This is a genomic window from Clostridium sp. C1 (assembly GCF_018223625.1).
Taxonomy (GTDB): Bacteria; Bacillota_I; Bacilli_A; order Erysipelotrichales; family Coprobacillaceae; genus Allocoprobacillus.
In genome coordinates this window covers 1,417,231-1,434,422 of record NZ_CP073631.1, presented here as the reverse complement: position 1 = coordinate 1,434,422, position 17,192 = coordinate 1,417,231, and the positions used below count along the sequence as shown (strand labels likewise).

Annotated in this window: 22 protein-coding genes; 17 read left to right on the top strand and 5 right to left on the bottom strand. The window is 28.8% G+C overall.

What is annotated here, in order from left to right; translation table 11 throughout:
• The first annotated feature begins 13 nt into the window (after nt 1-13).
• The 16 genes from KEC48_RS07805 (at nt 14) to KEC48_RS07735 (ending at nt 11,844) form a co-directional block, all read left to right on the top strand.
• On the top strand, nt 14-679 hold the full coding sequence (locus tag KEC48_RS07805) for a response regulator transcription factor (protein WP_349291050.1): 666 nt from the start codon (nt 14-16) through the stop codon (nt 677-679).
• A 100-nt stretch (nt 680-779) separates the two neighbouring features.
• Complete coding sequence (locus KEC48_RS07800) at nt 780-1,685, top strand: ATP-binding cassette domain-containing protein (RefSeq protein ID WP_211965252.1); 906 nt, start codon at nt 780-782, stop codon at nt 1,683-1,685.
• Nucleotides 1,685-2,470 carry an ABC transporter permease gene (locus KEC48_RS07795; protein WP_211965251.1) on the top strand — a complete coding sequence of 262 codons (786 nt, stop codon included), beginning with the start codon at nt 1,685-1,687 and terminating at the stop codon, nt 2,468-2,470. Before KEC48_RS07800 ends, KEC48_RS07795 begins: the two co-directional genes overlap by 1 nt.
• Before the next feature lie 111 nt (nt 2,471-2,581).
• Nucleotides 2,582-3,460, top strand: a complete 879-nt coding sequence (locus KEC48_RS07790; protein WP_211965250.1) for a HAMP domain-containing sensor histidine kinase — start codon at nt 2,582-2,584, stop codon at nt 3,458-3,460.
• 79 nt (nt 3,461-3,539) lie between these two features.
• Nucleotides 3,540-3,992 (top strand): hypothetical protein, encoded by a 453-nt coding sequence (locus KEC48_RS07785; protein ID WP_211965249.1) that lies wholly within the window; start codon nt 3,540-3,542, stop codon nt 3,990-3,992.
• An 87-nt stretch (nt 3,993-4,079) separates the two neighbouring features.
• Complete coding sequence (locus KEC48_RS07780) at nt 4,080-4,412, top strand: DUF3795 domain-containing protein (protein ID WP_211965247.1); 333 nt, start codon at nt 4,080-4,082, stop codon at nt 4,410-4,412.
• Between the two features lie 26 nt (nt 4,413-4,438).
• Entirely contained in the window at nt 4,439-4,837 is a 399-nt protein-coding gene (locus KEC48_RS07775; RefSeq protein WP_211965246.1) for an SRPBCC family protein, read from the top strand.
• A 116-nt stretch (nt 4,838-4,953) separates the two neighbouring features.
• Nucleotides 4,954-5,577 carry a TetR/AcrR family transcriptional regulator gene (locus KEC48_RS07770; RefSeq protein WP_211965245.1) on the top strand — a complete coding sequence of 208 codons (624 nt, stop codon included), beginning with the start codon at nt 4,954-4,956 and terminating at the stop codon, nt 5,575-5,577.
• Between the two features lie 81 nt (nt 5,578-5,658).
• Nucleotides 5,659-7,335, top strand: a complete 1,677-nt coding sequence (locus tag KEC48_RS07765) for an ABC transporter ATP-binding protein (RefSeq protein WP_211965243.1) — start codon at nt 5,659-5,661, stop codon at nt 7,333-7,335.
• Between the two features lie 648 nt (nt 7,336-7,983).
• Nucleotides 7,984-8,760, top strand: a complete 777-nt coding sequence (locus tag KEC48_RS07760; RefSeq protein WP_211965242.1) for a hypothetical protein — start codon at nt 7,984-7,986, stop codon at nt 8,758-8,760.
• A 338-nt stretch (nt 8,761-9,098) separates the two neighbouring features.
• The gene (locus KEC48_RS07755; RefSeq protein WP_211965240.1) at nt 9,099-9,470 is read left to right on the top strand and encodes a hypothetical protein; all 372 of its coding nucleotides are present in this window, start codon (nt 9,099-9,101) and stop codon (nt 9,468-9,470) included.
• Between the two features lie 125 nt (nt 9,471-9,595).
• Nucleotides 9,596-10,225 (top strand): TetR/AcrR family transcriptional regulator, encoded by a 630-nt coding sequence (locus KEC48_RS07750; protein ID WP_211965238.1) that lies wholly within the window; start codon nt 9,596-9,598, stop codon nt 10,223-10,225.
• 84 nt (nt 10,226-10,309) lie between these two features.
• Nucleotides 10,310-10,666, top strand: coding sequence for an alpha/beta hydrolase (locus KEC48_RS16185; protein WP_249191422.1), 357 nt, complete (start codon nt 10,310-10,312; stop codon nt 10,664-10,666).
• Nucleotides 10,667-10,712: 46 nt separating this feature from the next.
• Nucleotides 10,713-10,934 (top strand): alpha/beta hydrolase, encoded by a 222-nt coding sequence (locus KEC48_RS16180; RefSeq protein ID WP_249191421.1) that lies wholly within the window; start codon nt 10,713-10,715, stop codon nt 10,932-10,934.
• A gap of 222 nt (nt 10,935-11,156) precedes the next feature.
• Nucleotides 11,157-11,618 (top strand): helix-turn-helix transcriptional regulator, encoded by a 462-nt coding sequence (locus tag KEC48_RS07740; RefSeq protein WP_211965237.1) that lies wholly within the window; start codon nt 11,157-11,159, stop codon nt 11,616-11,618.
• Complete coding sequence (locus KEC48_RS07735) at nt 11,611-11,844, top strand: hypothetical protein (protein WP_211965236.1); 234 nt, start codon at nt 11,611-11,613, stop codon at nt 11,842-11,844. Before KEC48_RS07740 ends, KEC48_RS07735 begins: the two co-directional genes overlap by 8 nt.
• 34 nt (nt 11,845-11,878) lie before the next feature.
• On the opposite strand, the gene KEC48_RS07730 is transcribed toward KEC48_RS07735, so the two are convergent.
• The 5 genes from KEC48_RS07730 to KEC48_RS07710 all read right to left on the bottom strand — a co-directional run bounded on the left by KEC48_RS07730 (nt 11,879) and on the right by KEC48_RS07710 (nt 14,543).
• Nucleotides 11,879-12,223, bottom strand: coding sequence for a hypothetical protein (locus KEC48_RS07730; RefSeq protein WP_211965235.1), 345 nt, complete (start codon nt 12,221-12,223; stop codon nt 11,879-11,881).
• Between the two features lie 307 nt (nt 12,224-12,530).
• Nucleotides 12,531-12,893, bottom strand: coding sequence for a type II toxin-antitoxin system PemK/MazF family toxin (locus tag KEC48_RS07725; protein ID WP_249191420.1), 363 nt, complete (start codon nt 12,891-12,893; stop codon nt 12,531-12,533).
• Between the two features lie 451 nt (nt 12,894-13,344).
• A complete protein-coding gene (locus KEC48_RS07720) occupies nt 13,345-13,758 on the bottom strand; it encodes a helix-turn-helix domain-containing protein (RefSeq protein WP_211965234.1) in 414 nt (137 codons plus the stop codon).
• A gap of 6 nt (nt 13,759-13,764) precedes the next feature.
• Nucleotides 13,765-14,127, bottom strand: coding sequence for a hypothetical protein (locus tag KEC48_RS07715; protein ID WP_211965233.1), 363 nt, complete (start codon nt 14,125-14,127; stop codon nt 13,765-13,767).
• A 35-nt stretch (nt 14,128-14,162) separates the two neighbouring features.
• Complete coding sequence (locus KEC48_RS07710; RefSeq protein WP_211965232.1) at nt 14,163-14,543, bottom strand: sigma-70 family RNA polymerase sigma factor; 381 nt, start codon at nt 14,541-14,543, stop codon at nt 14,163-14,165.
• Between the two features lie 2,499 nt (nt 14,544-17,042).
• Between KEC48_RS07710 and KEC48_RS16340 the strand changes: the two genes are divergently transcribed.
• A complete protein-coding gene (locus KEC48_RS16340; RefSeq protein WP_283092223.1) occupies nt 17,043-17,171 on the top strand; it encodes a hypothetical protein in 129 nt (42 codons plus the stop codon).
• Nucleotides 17,172-17,192 lie beyond the last annotated feature (21 nt).

Below are 17,192 nucleotides of genomic sequence, written 5' to 3'. Positions count from 1 at the left end.
GAGAATTAAAATTATGGATATATTAATTGTGGAAGATAATAATGACATAAATAATATGATTAAAGATTATTTAGTCAAAACCGGATATCGTTGTGAACAGGCGTTTTCTGGTACGGAAGCATTAATGTACTTTAAAATGAATAGGTATGATCTTATCATTCTAGATTTAATGTTACCAGGAATGAATGGTGAATCTCTTTTGAAAAATATACGACAGACCTCTCATTTGCCGATTATTGTTTTAACAGCTAAGGATACGTTAGATAGCAAGGTTGAAGTATTAGGTGCTGGAGCAGATGATTATCTTTGTAAACCATTTGAACTTGAAGAACTTTTGGCAAGAATACAGGTTCAATTAAGGAAAAGAAACAAAAACACTTATGAGAATATAGTATTTAAAGATTTGAGTCTTAATCAGTTACTTTATGATGGCGTTATTGACAATGAACCACTTCATCTTACAAAACACGAATATCTGATTCTAGAACTTTTGATGAAAAACATAAAAAGAGTTTTTACCAAACAGGAAATATATGAATATGTATGGAACGATGATTATTATGGAGATGATAAGACAATCAATGTTCATATAAGTAATATTAGAAAAAAAATCAAACAATATACCGACGATGAATACATAAAGACTGTGTGGGGCATCGGATTTAAAATGGCTGAATAAATAATATTCAGTTTTTTCTTTATACTTTCTTTATATTTGCTTGGTACTTTTTTAAACTTCGATTTCTATAATAATAACTGTATTAAGGAGGTAGCATGATATGGAAGAAAACGTATTGGAAATTTATGATTTATGTAAAACATATAAAGATACAAAAGCTGTATCACATCTTTATATGAACATAAAAAAAGGGGATATTTATGGGTTTATAGGGAAAAATGGTGCAGGAAAATCAACGACTTTAAAAATGATAACTGGCTTAATTTACCCTACATCTGGTGAAATCAAATTATTTGGAGAAAGCAGAAATTCATATACATCCAGAAGAATTGGGTCATTAATTGAAACCGCTGGATTATATCCTAACCTTCCAGCTTATGACAATATGGAATTAAAAGCTATTGCAATGGGAATCAACAATAAAAATAAAATCACTGAGTTATTAAATTTAGTGAGACTTGATCCAAAGAGTAAGAAGGTTGTCAAGAAATTCTCATTAGGTATGAAACAGCGTTTAGGAATAGCTTTAGCACTGTTAGGAAATCCGGACCTGCTGATATTAGATGAACCGATTAACGGATTAGATCCTGAAGGTATTAGAGAAGTAAGGGAGGTTATTCAATATTTGAATGATACGAAAAAAATGACAATCATCATTAGCAGTCATATATTAGGAGAGCTTAGCAAGATTGCCACGAAATATGGAATCATTCGAGATGGCCATATGGTAGAAGAAATAACTGCTAAGGAGTTGGATAAACGCTGTAGAAATTATCTGTCATTGAAAGTAGATCAGGCAGATAAAGCAATACCTTTGCTTGAAAAGAGTTTAAATATAAAAGACTATACCGTTCATGAAAATAATGAGATATGGATTTATGATGAAGTTAAGAGTTCTGATATTTCAATGCAGCTTGCACAAAATGGTGTAGAAGTCAATCAAATCTATTATCAAAAACAGGATTTAGAATCTTATTTTTTAGAGAAATGTGGAGGTGAAGAATAATGTTCAATATTATAAAATCTGAAATCAAAAGACTATTTAAAAGTAAAGGTTTCTGGTTTTCTTTAATCATATTCATTTTAATCTATATTGTATGTATTTTTATGCAAGTTTCTGCACAGGAAAGTGGTGTATTCACTTCAACCAATAGTGCTCCAGAACCAGGATTTTATATTTCAATCGACATCGTAGTTAAGTCATTAAATTCATATGCAACAATGTTTGGGCATTCTTTTGGAGCTTTAATTTTAGGAATTTATTTAGCTATATTTGTATGTAATGAATACAGTAGTGGATATATCAAGAATATTGCCACTTTATCTAATGGCAGACTTGCAGTCATCATCTCAAAAATTGTTGTAGCGGCATTTATTGACTTAATAATTATATTACTATGTTATGGAATTGGTTTTATTTTGGGAAATATTCTTATTGATGGATTTGTAATCGAGTCTATAGGTATAATACTTAAATCTTCAGCAGTCATGTTTGTTATGAGTTTGGCTTTGTTCAGTCTGGTTATTGCTATTACGACCGTATTTAGAAACAGAGTAGCAGGTATCATTTTGGTATTACTGATTTCATCAGGTATGTTACAGCCATTCTTCACATCATTATTTGATTTAGTCAACCTATCTTTTTTATCAGAGTATACACTATCTTCTCTTTTCTTAAATAGTGCCTTGGTGAAAGAAAATGAATTTGTAAAAGTAATTTTAACTTCTTTCCTTTACATTGTTATCTATAATGGAATCAGTATAGGTATTACACAAAAGAGAGATATATAGAAGAAAAGTAAAAAATAAATTTAAAACATGAGATTAGTAATTATAGTTAAGTCATCTATTTTATAGTATACTTATAATATATAAAATTACTATCTTTGGAGGTGTTAGGATATGATGGGATTATGCATTGTTTTTGGAATAATAACTGTCATTAGTCTGGCATCTTTTTTTCTTCTTTTAGATGATTTAAAAGAAATCACTAAACAGATAGATTATAAAAATAAGACCAATAGTCATTTTGATATCTCTGTTCAGAGTAGTGTTCCTTCTATAAAAAAACTACAGATAAAAATAAATGAACTTTATGAAACTGTGAATAAAGTTGAAGAAATTGCATCAAAAAAGGAAAAAGAAATGAGAACACTTATGTCTGGTATATCTCATGATATAAGAACACCTTTGACAAGCATCAAAGGTTATCTGAAACTGATAGAAGAATCAAATGACGATAAAGAAAGAAAAAAATATTATGATATCATTGAATATAGACTTGATACATTAGGTTCAATGCTGGAAGATTTATTTATACACTCAAAAATAAGTGATAGCGAATATGAATTAAAAAAAGAAAGTGTTGAGATATTTCCGATAATATGCAAAGTCATGGCTTCATTTTATTATGATTTTGAAAATAGAAACATAGAACCAATTATTCATTTTTCAAATAAGCACTTAAGGGTTATGGCAAATCAAGATATGTTGATAAGAATGTTCCATAACTTAGTCAGTAATGCTTTAAAGCATGGTTATGATTATTTTGAGATCAGAGAACAAGATAATAAGATTTATTTTATAAATAAAGTTCAAAATAGCGACCATATAGAAATAGAACGCTTGTTTGATAGATTTTATCTAGCTGATTCATCAAGACATCAAAATTCTGCTGGCTTAGGATTGTCAATTGTTAAGCAAATTGCAGAAATTCACGGATGGGGTATTGCTGCTAATATGGAAGATGATAAGATAAATATTATCCTAGATATTAAATAATATGAAAAAAATTAGGTTTATCTGGATTGGTTTGTAGATAGAAATAATATTGATAGATTAAGAATTGAGGTGGGTAAAGATGCAAAAAAAGCACTTAGGTATTCAAGAAATATCTAGCATTATTGTTCCCTTTCGTAAAGCAATAGTTAATGCATTGCTTAATAGAGAATTCAGCAGGAAAGATAGAATGTCTAATTTTCCATATGGATGTTGCGATGATTCTTGTGATCTTTTAGCGTATTATTTATATGATCGGTTTCAAATAAATACAAATCAGATCAATGGTGTGTATCGTGATAGTATTCCAGAGGAAATTACGAATCATGCATGGTTGCTCTTAGATGATATAATTATAGATATTACAGCTGATCAATTTTCATCTTTAATTGAAAATGATAATGGTGTTTATGTTGGAGTTGAAAATGAATTTTATCAACAATTAGAAGATAAACAAACTCTATTGAATTATGATATTAGTGAAAATCAACGTTTATGGAATGATTATCAAATAATATTACAGTATCTAGATTAATGTATATAAGAGCATAAAGTAAGTCTGGTTTAGGGGAAAGAAATATATAATAAAGGTACAAATAGGAAGATGAGGAGATACATAACTATGAATAAAATGATTGCATATTGTGGATTGGATTGCGAAAAATGTGATGCATATCTTGCAACAGTCAATGATGACCAGGAGTTGAGAAAGAAAACCGCAAAGCTATGGGCAGAATTAAATAATGCACCTATTCTTCCTGAACATATTAATTGTCAAGGATGTCGTGTTGAAGGAGTTAAAACTGTATTTTGTGACAGCATGTGTGGTATTCGCAAGTGTGCAATGAAAAAGGGTGTTAATACTTGTGGTGACTGTTCAGATTTAGAAAAATGTCCTATTGTTGCAACTATCTTAAAGAATGATCCGTCTGCTTTAAATAATTTGAAAGAATAGAATTAAATTTGAAAGGAAGTACAATAATGACAACTTCTAATATAAAAGCCTTGATTAATAGCGATATTCATAAAGTTTGGAAAGTTGTTTTAAATGTTGAAAAATATAAATCATGGCGTAGGGATCTAAGTAAAACAGAAATCATAAATGAAAAACAATTTATTGAGTACACTAATGGAGATTATGCAACTAGGTTTACTGTCACTGTTGTAGAACCATATAAACGTTGGGAATTTGATATGGAAAACAGCAACATGAAAGGTCATTGGATTGGTATTTTTACTCCTAAAGGTAATCAAACTGAAATTAATTTTACGGAGGATGTACAAGCTAAAAAATGGTTTATGAAGCCATTCGTTAAATCTTACTTAAAGAAACAACAGACACAATTTGTTGAAGATTTAATGAAATCTTTAAGTAAGTAAGCTAATGCAAAGACTATGAAGGATGTTACTGAGAAACTAATACCTGAAAGATATTGACATACATGCACCATGCATGATAATCTATACATGTAAGGTGCATGTATGGAGGTGATAATTTGCCACGTAATAAATATCCAGAAGAAACTGTTCAAAAAATACTAGATGCTTCATTAAAACTTTTTCTAGAAAAGGGTTATGAAGAAACTACAGTATTAGATATTATAAGGGAAATGGGAGGACTTACTAGAGGTGCTTTTTACCATCATTTTAAATCAAAAGAAGAGGTTTTCGATGCTTTGTGCGAAAAACTTTTCTATGAAACTAATCCTTTTGAAATGGCTAAAAGTCATAAGGAATTAAATGGATTGGAAAAATTAAAATTGGTATTAAAAACCTCATTTGATGAAACTGAACATCATCAATTAAGTATGGCTTCAATGCAACTTATGGAAAGTCCTGCTTTTTTAAAAAAATTGATTGAAAGCAATCAAGAACTAGCTCCTATGTATCAAGAATTGATAGAAGAAGGAATACAAGACGGCTCTATTATAACAGAACATGCAAAATTACTAGCAGAACTTTTTGTTCTTTTAACTAACTTCTGGTCGATACCTACTATATATCCAATGACGCAAGAGGAAACATGGGAAAAGTTTTTAATGATCAAAACAATCATGGACAAGTTAGGACTTCCAGTAATCGACGATGAATTCGTTGAACTATGCAAAGAAAATGCATAGAGAAATAAGATTGTCAAAAGGCAATTTTATTTTTAGATATATACATACATGCAACATGTATAATATATAAAGGAGGATACTATGAAATACTATATTAAACAAAATAAAATTTTATTTATTATAACTATTTTAGTGAGTGTGATTACTTCTTTAGGTTATGTGTTTATGGCTATACTCTTACAACAACTATTAGATATAGCCGTGGAAAAAGATATGCAGCTATTTATAAGAATGGTGTTGTTATCTATCTTTTATTTTGCTGTACTGGGGATTTTTCTATATCTTCAATCTCTACTCAGCAAAAAGGTTATATGTAAGATCATGCGTCAAATCCGTTCTGATGTATTCCAAGGAACAGTTAATCACAGTATAGAAGATTTTAACAAGATGAATACTGCTGATTATATTTCCATAATTACAAATGATGTAAAAATGATTGAAGATAACTTTTTGATTCCTCTTTTTGAAGTTATTCAATATGCAGTTATTTTTACCGCATCATTCTTGTTAATGATATATTTTGATATTATCGTTACTATTTGCGTTATTGTTGCAATTGTTATAATGTTTCTTATTCCTAGTTTTCTAGGAAATTCATTGGAAAAAAGACAAAAGAAATATTCTTCAAAACTAGCGGATTTTACAGTTAGCCTAAAAGATATACTGTCTGGATTTGAAATAATTAAGTCATATTCAATGAAACGATATGTAATTCAGCGATTCAGCAAAGAGAATGATGAAACAATCAACTCTAAATACAGCGTTGATAGACTGCTTGCATTAAATGAAGGTGTATCTTCTTTTCTCGCTCTTATGGTTCAAATAGTTGTATTATTTTTATCTGCGTATTTCATCATCACAGGACGTATAACAGTAGGTACATTGTTAGGAATGGTACAAGTAAGTAGTAATTTAGCCAATCCTCTTGTAATGATTTTTACTAATGTTCCTAAGATAAAAAGTATACATCCTATCGTTGAGAAATTGCAAAGTATCTCTAAATACTCATTTTCACATTCACCAAAAGAACATATCAGTTCATTTGATTTTTGTGTTTCCACAAAAGATTTAGTTTTTTCCTATGATAAGCAAAAAGAGGTTTTAAATGAAATAAATTGCACTATTGAAAAAGGAAAAAAATATGTTGTTGTTGGGAAAAGTGGTTGTGGGAAAAGTACCCTTATAAAATTATTAGCTGGGTATTATTCTGATTATGTAGGTACAATAAAATACGATAATACCGATTTGACTTTACTTGATAGAAATGATGTAGCACAATTATCTTCTATAATACATCAGAATATTTATATGTTTGATGAAACTATACATGACAATATATGCCTACACGAAGATTATCCACAGGAAATGATCAATCAAGTCGTAATGGAAAGTGGACTAGCTGAATTTATATCAGATCTTCCAGAGGGATTGTCGTATCAAGTAGGAGAAAACGGAGCTAATTTATCTGGTGGACAAAAGCAAAGAATTGCAGTTGCACGAGCTTTGATTAGAAATAAACCGATTTTGATATTAGATGAGGGCACATCTGCTGTTGACATGCAAACGGCATATGATATTGAAAGTAGATTACTAAAGATGGATAATTTAACCCTCATAACAGTTACTCATAATTTAAAAGCAGAATTATTAAATAAGTATGATAGAATTATTTATATGGAAAATGGAAGTATTAAAGAAAATGGAACTTTTGAAGAACTTATCAATGCTGGTTCTTACTTTTCTGAATATTATCAATAAAAGGAGTAAACAGAGATATGATAGGAGTTAAATACAGATATGAAAACTCTTCTAATAGCTGTAATCAATGTTCGAGGTCTTGATAATTTGCATATGTCCCTCAGCACGCACTTTGAATATCACGATATAAGTTTTTGATATGAACAAAGGTGATTTTTATATAAATGCAATATAAAATGCCCCTAGACTAAATTTGTGTCTAGGGGTAAAATTTATTTTAATATTTGATAAATCCAGATACACTAATATTTGAACCAGAAGCATTATTGATTGCTATCTTGTATACATCACTTTTTTTTGATTGAGTATGTATGTTCCCTACTTTTTTAGCAAAAATATTTAATCGTAAATTTAGTATATTTTTCTTTATGAGAATCAAAATTCAGTTTCTATTTTCATCTGATCTACTGTTATTGTAGAGAATGCTGGAAAGAGAATGGCGATATGCCAATAGAGAATGATGTTGATGACAGGTAAAAATCTGTAGTTTTGTTCATAATGCTATGGTACAATTACTGATAAATAATAAATCTGCAGAATGGAATGGTGGAAAATGAAATCTTTCTGCCTCCGTTCGTAAAATTCATGAAAAACAGTTTAAGATTGTATTTATGCGGTTTTTTATGAGATAAAAGAAGGGAGTATAACGTGAAAATAAATAGAATAATTCAAAAGAAAAAAATATTATTTACTATTGCCATAATAGCTATATTGCTAATGCTTTTTTTCTTTATAAAATGGTATACATCAAGAGATATTGCTAAAGAACCATATTATCCGTCAAATACAGCATCAATATATCTTTATGGTGAATATCATGGGAAAAAGAAATATTTAGATAAAGAATTCGAACTTTGGAAATATCACTATGAACAAAACGGAATGCGTGACCTATTTATAGAGACTGAATATTATACAGCGCAAATGTTAAATATTTGGCTACAAGAACCAGATGATGAAATTTTGAACGTAATATATAACAATAATGAGGGGACACTTGCACATACGCAGGCTCAACTTGATTTTTATAGAAAAATAAAGGAAGAGTGCCCTGAAACAGTTTTTCATGGTATTGACATCGGACACATTAGGGAAACCGGAGAATGGTATTTGAACTACCTTGAAGAGAATGGAATGAAAGACAGCCGGGAATATGAACTTACTAAGGAAAATATACTTCAGGGTGACAAATTTTATTCCAATGGCGAACTAGATAATTCCTATCGTGAAAACTGTATGGTAGAGAATTTTATTCGTGAATATGATATATTAAACAAGACACCGATAATGGGTATCTATGGAGATGGTCATGCAGACCCGTCAGATACAACCGTTGACGATAACACGCACCACATGGCATTCCAGTTGAAAGAATATTATGGAGATATTATTCAGTATGAGTCAATAGTGACTCTCACAAGATGAATGATTGAAAAACATCTAGAAGAAACAAAGATTAAATATACATTCTCATTTATTGAGAAGTTTACTAAAGCTTAGGCAATAATACACAACAAGCAAGAGCAGCTATTTTCTCTCAAGAATATGACTGCCTTTTTCTTTTGCTCAGAAATATTAGTAATCCTAAGATTTAATTTCTTGATGCACCTACCATAGGTCTTTACGTAAGAGCCAGAAGTGAGTTATGAGAAACAATGGAACAGCTAAAAGTTAACAAATAAGTATGTGGATTAATTTATCTTGTAAATACCTTTTTGACATGAGATAATTCAATTAGTAAAATTAAAGTTGGAGGATGAAAAATGAGGAAAATTTTTGCTATTTTTGGTCTTGTGTTATTTATCACATTACTAACAGCTTGTTCGCCAGAATTTAATGGAAGCAGTACAGGAAATGATACTCAGTTTATCATGGAATATAGTATCTTAAATAAGTCTGATTATAGAAATATGACTTTGAAATCAGGCGATATAATCAAAACATCAATTGTGAGTGATTCTGGAAGTGTAAGTATTGAAGTAGAAAACAGTAAAGGAGAAATTATTTATTCTGATGAAGATATTCCAACTTCTGATTTTGAAATTGCAATACCTCAAGATGATACTTATAAATTTACAGTTACAGGACATAATGCAAAAGGAAGTGTAAAATTTATACTAGAAAATGTTGATTAATTGGTATTGATAATTTAAGACAAATATTTTATCAAAGAAAGATACTTTGAGTATGTTTTAATTGATTCTTTTTTGCTTTTCATTTATAATTATACATACCAAGAGTATGTAAAGGAGTGATGATGATGGCAAGAAATAAACATCCTGAAATAACAGTCAACAAAATATTAGAAGTCTCTCAACGATTATTCTTAGAAAAAGGATATGACAACACAAAAATTCAAGATATAGCAGATGAATTAGGTATGACAAAAGGAGCCATATACCATCATTTTGAATCAAAAGAAGAAATCATGAATAAGCTAGGTGAAAGTATGTTTATTCATAATAATCCTTTTGAAACAGTAAAAAAACGTAAAGATCTCAATGGCCTAGAAAAAATGAAATTAGTCATTCAACTTCATCAGTCAGATGAACAAATGGTAGAATTGACCAATCAGGCATTACCACTTTTAGAAAACCCTCAAATACTAGCCAAAATGTTTGAATCTAATTATCAGAACTTGCTTCCTTATTGGCTTGAATTGATTAAAGAAGGACAAGAAGATGGTTCTATAAAAACAGATCAGCCAAAGGAATTAGCAGAACTCTTAATATTAACGGATTTATGGATGATTCCATCACTGTTTCCTGGAAATGCCGATGACATCAAGAATCGTTATAAGTTTGTTACTGTCATGTTAGGAAAGATGGGATTACCACTTTATGATGAAGAGATGATCGAAAAAATTAATCAATTACCATATTATAAATAAAAGAATCATTGCCTTTTGATAAGGCAATTTCAAATGGAAATATACATACTTGAGGTATGTATTTGGTAAGAAGGAGGGAGAAAAATGACAAAAGTATTTATTCATGGTTCAGGGCATAAATCTAGCAGCTGGAATGAAGTGGTTAAGAATATGCATTATAACGAAGATATATTATGTCCAGATTTATCATCAATTCTTAATGGGAAAGAAGCAAGCTATTCTAATCTATATTCTTCATTTATCGACTATTGTAATAAGATTGAAGGAGAAATTGATTTGTGTGGACTTTCATTAGGTGGAATATTAGCTTTGAACTACGCCATAGAATACCCTGGTAAAGTAAAGTCATTAGTCCTTATTGGAACACCGTATAAAGTACCAAAATTTATGTTTCGTATTCAAAATATTATTTTTAGATTATTTACCAAAATCAACATTTAAGGGAATGGCTTTCAATAAGAAAGATACATTTATTTTGGGAAATACTATGCAAGAATTAGACTTTAGTAATAATGTACAAGTTATCAACTGTCCAACATTAATCATTTGTGGAGAAAAGGATAAAGCTAATATGAAGTCAACTCATTTCTTATCAGAAAACATCAAAGGTTCAGAACTGAGAATAATTAAAGAAACTGGACATGTTGTAAATGAAGAAAACCCAAAAGAACTAGCAAGGATACTGGATGATTATTATGATGGGAACTAACTATGTAATTATTCCCTACCCTAAAACTTTTTTAGTCTAATAGTGTATGTTTACTTTAGAATATAATTATTAAGGACATCATGAAGATATATAATATTTGTGGAAATGCTTGAATTTAATGAATGTAAAATAAATTTTGCACGCATAAATAGGGATGTAAAACATCTTTGATAGAATGATTTCAACTCTTCATATAGGATATGAGTAGGAGGGATATTAAAGATGGAAGTTGGTAATCAAATTAAAAAGTACAGACAAAGTATTAAACTTACCCAGGAAGAACTGGCAGAAAAAATATATGTAACTCGACAGACAGTTTCGAATTGGGAACGTGGAAAAAACTACCCAGACTTGAATAGTTTAATTATGCTATGCGATCTATTTAATATCTCTTTGGATATTCTAGTAAAAGGAGATGTAATAGAAATGAAAAAACAAGTAGTACAAGATGATGTCAGAAAATTTAAACGAGACACGGTTATTTTTACAGTTCTGATGATAGTAACTTTTTTATCAGCTATACCTCTATTTCTTTATTTAGAGCTAGTAGGTATTGCTTTATGGGTTGTCATTGCAGGAGTTATGATATTCTATTCCATTCGTTTAAACAAACAAAAACGAAACAATAATATTCAAACATACCGTGAAATCTTAGCATATATGGAGAGAAAGCAAGATGAGTAGATTTCTATGTCATGAAATGCAGATTATAATTACAGTTTTAATTATTCTTGCAATGCTTTTCTATGTAGTAAAAATAGTTAGACTATATGGAATAACAGACAAAGTCAGTAAAGGTATGTTTATTGGATTGATATGTGGTTCATTGCTAGGTTATTTCTTCTTTAATCCAGTTATACTAGCTTTCCTTGGAATGATTCTAGGGACAACATATGTAAGAAAATGCTAAAATTGAAAATAAAAGTATAAGAGTTCCAGTTTGATTAGCTGGAACTCTTTGTTGGTACAGCAAATACAACACCTTTACATTTAATACGAAATTCATCTAATGAATAAGTTGCTGTATGCCAGTCATTCTTTGCGTCTACAAATGTATAGTGATTTTCAAAGTTATAGGGGTTATCATGATAATTCTGAAGCATCATGATACCATCTTTTCTAGTTTTAGCATATCCAATGAATTTGTATTTTGGGTATGCTGTTCCTTTTTCTTCATTAATTGTTGTACCAATCTTAATACGTACAACATAGGGTTTTGAACGATTACCTTTTATAAAGACAATACCGCCAAAACCTTTAGAAAGTCTTTCTATTTTTCTTTGAACCATAAATAATTTACCTCCGTATTTTCTCTAAAATAACCCAATTCTTCCCACACAAGTTTGTCTGGACAATAAAAGGAATAGTTTTTTGCTCCATCTTTTCGAAATGCGTAGCCAAAGTGCATAATTCCTTGCTTTAATGCTTCTCTAAGAAAACAAGGTGATTTTCCAGTAGCTTTAGCAATTTCTTCAATAGGTACATTTCTACCTGTAAACTTTGGAGTTTCTAGATAATTTTTTTGTTGTATAATTTCCGTCTTCTTCTAAATCTTAATTTAAATAATTTAAAATTTCTAATGTGCAAAATTGAATTTTATACACTTGCTTTTTTTTGTTGAATGCCAAGACTAATCATAATTTTTTTATCCAAAATATTCATAAATTTAGGAGATACACTTCCTATATATTTAATAATTCTTGATTTATCAATGACTCTTATTTGTTCCATCATTACAATTGAAGGATATTTTAATCCTATAGATTCTGGTATATAGTAATGTGTTGGTAAGTGATGCTTTGTATGTGCTTTACTTGTTATGCAGGCAATAATAATAGTAGGACTATATTTATTACCTCTGTTGTTTTGGACAACAAGAACAGGCCTAATTCCACCTTGTTCAGAGCCTTGTGCATCTTTTATATCTGCTAAATATACTTGACCACGTTTGATTTTCAAAATAAGGACCTCCTTATGTAAAACCAGACTGAAAAAGTCTGGTTTGTTATGTTTTTATATGAATCTTGGTTTTCTATTTATCCCTGATAACCCGAAAACTAAAGGGCATCCTATTGGACAAGATCTGGCTAATATCTTTCACAGAAATTTCATCTTCGTGTGGTATCTCACACAACTGCAGTGCAAGAGTATCATGATCTCTCATCTTATTTCATCGCTAAATGATTGCCAGTCATTTTTACATCGAGATATTTATCGCTCGCTAGGTTAAGAATACTATAATAAAAATCTTTATTGCTTTCCATATTGGTCATGGCGTATCCAATGAATAGCTCATAAGATGGGAACGTATCCAATAGATGTTATTCGGTTTTCAAAGAACTCAATATTGAGGAGTAATGAATTACCCCCTCACTATATATGCGTTTTGAGAACCTGTTTTTCACCACTTTTATAAAAACTTTTTTAATTTTTTTATTTTTTTGTATATTTGATGTGTTGTAAGACCAATTATCTTAGATATTTCTTTGATGGAATATCCTTGTATCTTTAGCATAATAATCTGCAGTATCACTTCATCAGTATTTTTTAGATGTTCATATAGAGCTTCATTTTCAATATCATCCAGCAAATCATTAAATGAAGAATACTGTTTTTTATTGTAGATAGGTCGATTCATGAAAAAGTTATCATCAAAAAGAAGATGGCGAGTTTTATATCTTCTTTCAGCCTTGAACTGTTCATAATCATATTCTCTAAGTTCTTTAATAATTTTCTCTGGTACATTTAATTCTTTTAATAGCTCTTCTTCTTTTTCTTTCCAGGTGAACCATTTCTTATATTCATTTTTGTAGTTATAGCTCATGATTATTTACCTCGTGATTTTATTAATTTCATCAATCAACTCAAATAGGGGAGATATTTCTACAAGTGATACATCATAATAATTGCAGAAATACTCGAAATCATTACATGCCGATTTATCAGATGAAATAACGTTTTTTGAAGTCACTAGTATCTGATCTATCGAACCAGCTCTGATTTTTTGAATAATGCATGATTCTTTAAATGAATTATAATTCAGCTCCTTTCCTATAAAACGATAAGTCCCACACAGGGTTACTTTGGATAAATCAATGCTTTCCCTGATCAATTCTTCTTGATACTGAAGAACCTCCTTTGCAAATGGTGATGGATTTGCTTTAACAAGCAATAATACTTTTGTTTTTGCCATGTTAGATGGCCTCCTTTCTGAGAATTGCCTTCTCACTAGGATTCGTTACTGTTTGACGAGTTTAACAAATGATTTTTTAAAAAAAGAAGAATTTTTTTCTTCTTCCAGTTCACTGCTTGTTGAGATATGTTTAATTTTTTAGCAACTGATGCTTCCGTTTCTTCTTTAAAATATATAGAATAAATGATAAAGTGCTGCTCTTTGTCTAAATGTTCGATAGCTTTAAATAGACTTTGTATAGATTCTGTTTTATCGATTTGATCGATATAGTATTTATCCATATCTAAAACATGCTTATCTTTATCTATAGTACGATTTTCTTCATAATTAATATGTAAATAATCTTCTTTTCGTTTTAATAATCTATATGTTCTCATGTAATCTGCTTTATATATTTTATAAACTTCTTTCGTCACTTCAATAAATGTTTTTCTGATTCTAATAAAATATTTTTTTCGTTATTGTCTATTTTTATTTCTTTAAAATCTCTTCCTTTATAATCAAATATATCCATTTTGTTTCTCCTTTCTTTGAATTGATTTCAAAGAAAGGGAGGTGGACGAACATAAAAAAAGAAGAAATTAACAGAATAGTATGAAAACAATCTATCAATTTCTTCATAGTTAAAAGAGATATAATTATATACATTAAATGAATATTCAATCCAATAACACTGAATTACCTGTAGATATGAAATTTTAATAAGATAATGTTGACAACTAAACCGACATGAATAGACGCAGATAGTGAGCATCTGAATTCCCCCTCAACTTTGTACAGTAAAGAAATTCAGCTCATGTCCGATGTCAATAACAGTATTCCCTTCTACGTTAATGGCTTTTATCAGATAAAGTTTTAGATTACTATAAGCAAGGCACATTATAACTGATACTTATTGATAATTAAATGTACTTTTAGCTCCTAAAGTGGTCCTTTTACTTCATATTTCTATTGTTTAATAGTTAGGGGAGGTAATTATTAACAAATTAATGAAGTTTTTTAGATATTATCTATATCATTGATATTCGATACAAAATTTTTTGAATGACATAAAAATCAGACTATGATATTAATGAAAATTTTGGTTTCTATTACGGTTGGTGATATACTTTTTACAGTAATTACAATAATAAAGGAAAGAAATTTTGAGTGAGATAATATAAAAGACGGTTGCCATTGATATATCCCTAGTCAAGTAGACAAAGGAAATATTTAAAAATCTCATCGATTAACAACCCATTCCATATTGGTTTGGGTTGTTTCTATTAGTGCACACATTTATATATCAATATCAAATTATAACAATGAAAAGGGAATCTGTGGTAATCATGGAAGAAAAAGTATAGATAAGTGATATTTTATTAAGTTTCACTTTTTTAATTCTTTTTATAATAATGGCAGTTAAACTTATTAACAATTATAGAAATTCTTTAAGATTAGAATGGATTTTATATAAGCATTCTAAGATATGAACAGTGAACTATTCTTATTTATGGAGAACAGAGATGAATAATATGAATGAAACAAATACTAAAACTGAATATTGATATAGAACGGAAAAAGGAAGTTTGGAAATAATCATAAAAGATAGTAATAAAAACTATTTTATTTTCTGAAGTTATTTCAAAAACTATATCATTTGATGTAGATGTTCCTAAAAATATTACAAAATTTATATCTGAAAAAGAGCAAGATGGTTGTTTTAATATTATCTATTAAAATTTCTAAGTTATTTTAATATGAAAATTCCTGGTTGCTGTAAAAATATCAAAGTTAGTTATTAATCGCTTGATTGAATGTATTTTTTAGTAATATGTTTGTATTATCAGTATTGATGTAAATATTAAGTAATATTCATTTAATCATGATACTCTAATTAAAGATATTAATGATGTAATAAGAAAAATATTATGTGTTGGGTAATTAAAAATAATACAAATGTATAAAAAGGGAAGTCATCTACAAAAAAACGTAGTATTTAAAATGTAATATTGAATAATTATATGGATTATATAAAGGTATAAATTATTTTGAAAATTTAAAACTTGATAAGTGTAGATATATTTAATTAGTTATTAATAAAAGAATTTATAACATTGCTAGCGTTTTTAAATATTCGATTATGGCTTTTTATAAAGTTCGATTATTCTAGTTAATTAAGAAATTGTTAAAAAACACAAATATTATTTAACAAAAATTAGTTTTTATTTTCTGTAATATAACTTAACGAATCATTTTTTATACGTTCATGACAATTTTGGTGCGTTTATGACAAAATAGTTAATTAGTAAAAAAAAAATATGTAAAATAAATAATTGGGATAGGGGAACCTAATAATCTTCTTTTTGCATAAACATAGTAGACCATATTACAATCTGTTTGTTTTGTGAAAATTATATTTTATATTGATAAATATTGTTATCCAATTATAAAACCATTATTATAAATATTAGTATTTGTGATATTAAAATATTAATGTAATTTACTGATGTATTTTTCATAATTATTATGATTGATTAGTGGTTATTACTTAATAGAATGTATTACATGCTTTAGCTGGTTATATGGACTGTGTCTTGCTTAATATTATTTTGGGTACCTATTTCGTCTATTGACTTGCCAATAGTGGATAAAAAAGCTATATCTGTTTGTAAAACACTTTGATTATATGATATGTTTATAGTTGATTTTAAGAGTATAAAAAAATAACTTTCTGGAATTATGAATATGGATTAATCTAAGCAGGTAACTCATTTGTTTATATGATTAATGTTTATTACGTTAATATAGGGTAGTTATTGTTAAAAACTCATCTAAAGGTAAGTTGTTTGTTTTACAATGTTTGATAGAAACATTGATTTCATTAGGAAAATATTCCTTACGTTTTTGCGAAATATTTAGAAAGGAGATAAAATATGAATGTATTGTTAAAGGTTATCATGCGATTAGCACTTAGTGCTACATTATATTCACATGATACAATGTCATTAATGGGAATGTATGAACCAAAAAAGCCAAAACTCAAAAAAGATGGATCAAGATAGTTTTTATCTTGATTTCTTTTT

Excerpts from the sequence above, each read along its gene's own strand:
- KEC48_RS16340 (WP_283092223.1), top strand. The coding sequence starts at position 17,043 with ATGAATGTATTGTTAAAGGTTATCATGCGATTAGCACTTAGTGCTACA.
- KEC48_RS07785 (WP_211965249.1), top strand. The coding sequence starts at position 3,540 with ATGCAAAAAAAGCACTTAGGTATTCAAGAAATATCTAGCATTATTGTT.
- KEC48_RS16185 (WP_249191422.1), top strand. The coding sequence starts at position 10,310 with ATGACAAAAGTATTTATTCATGGTTCAGGGCATAAATCTAGCAGCTGG.
- KEC48_RS07795 (WP_211965251.1), top strand. The coding sequence starts at position 1,685 with ATGTTCAATATTATAAAATCTGAAATCAAAAGACTATTTAAAAGTAAA.
- KEC48_RS07730 (WP_211965235.1), bottom strand. The coding sequence starts at position 12,223 with ATGGTTCAAAGAAAAATAGAAAGACTTTCTAAAGGTTTTGGCGGTATT.
- KEC48_RS07735 (WP_211965236.1), top strand. The coding sequence starts at position 11,611 with ATGAGTAGATTTCTATGTCATGAAATGCAGATTATAATTACAGTTTTA.
- KEC48_RS07780 (WP_211965247.1), top strand. The coding sequence starts at position 4,080 with ATGAATAAAATGATTGCATATTGTGGATTGGATTGCGAAAAATGTGAT.
- KEC48_RS07775 (WP_211965246.1), top strand. The coding sequence starts at position 4,439 with ATGACAACTTCTAATATAAAAGCCTTGATTAATAGCGATATTCATAAA.
- KEC48_RS07765 (WP_211965243.1), top strand. The coding sequence starts at position 5,659 with ATGAAATACTATATTAAACAAAATAAAATTTTATTTATTATAACTATT.
- KEC48_RS07800 (WP_211965252.1), top strand. The coding sequence starts at position 780 with ATGGAAGAAAACGTATTGGAAATTTATGATTTATGTAAAACATATAAA.
- KEC48_RS07805 (WP_349291050.1), top strand. The coding sequence starts at position 14 with ATGGATATATTAATTGTGGAAGATAATAATGACATAAATAATATGATT.
- KEC48_RS07790 (WP_211965250.1), top strand. The coding sequence starts at position 2,582 with ATGATGGGATTATGCATTGTTTTTGGAATAATAACTGTCATTAGTCTG.
- KEC48_RS07740 (WP_211965237.1), top strand. The coding sequence starts at position 11,157 with ATGGAAGTTGGTAATCAAATTAAAAAGTACAGACAAAGTATTAAACTT.
- KEC48_RS07715 (WP_211965233.1), bottom strand. The coding sequence starts at position 14,127 with ATGGCAAAAACAAAAGTATTATTGCTTGTTAAAGCAAATCCATCACCA.
- KEC48_RS07720 (WP_211965234.1), bottom strand. The coding sequence starts at position 13,758 with ATGAGCTATAACTACAAAAATGAATATAAGAAATGGTTCACCTGGAAA.
- KEC48_RS07755 (WP_211965240.1), top strand. The coding sequence starts at position 9,099 with ATGAGGAAAATTTTTGCTATTTTTGGTCTTGTGTTATTTATCACATTA.
- KEC48_RS07750 (WP_211965238.1), top strand. The coding sequence starts at position 9,596 with ATGGCAAGAAATAAACATCCTGAAATAACAGTCAACAAAATATTAGAA.
- KEC48_RS16180 (WP_249191421.1), top strand. The coding sequence starts at position 10,713 with ATGCAAGAATTAGACTTTAGTAATAATGTACAAGTTATCAACTGTCCA.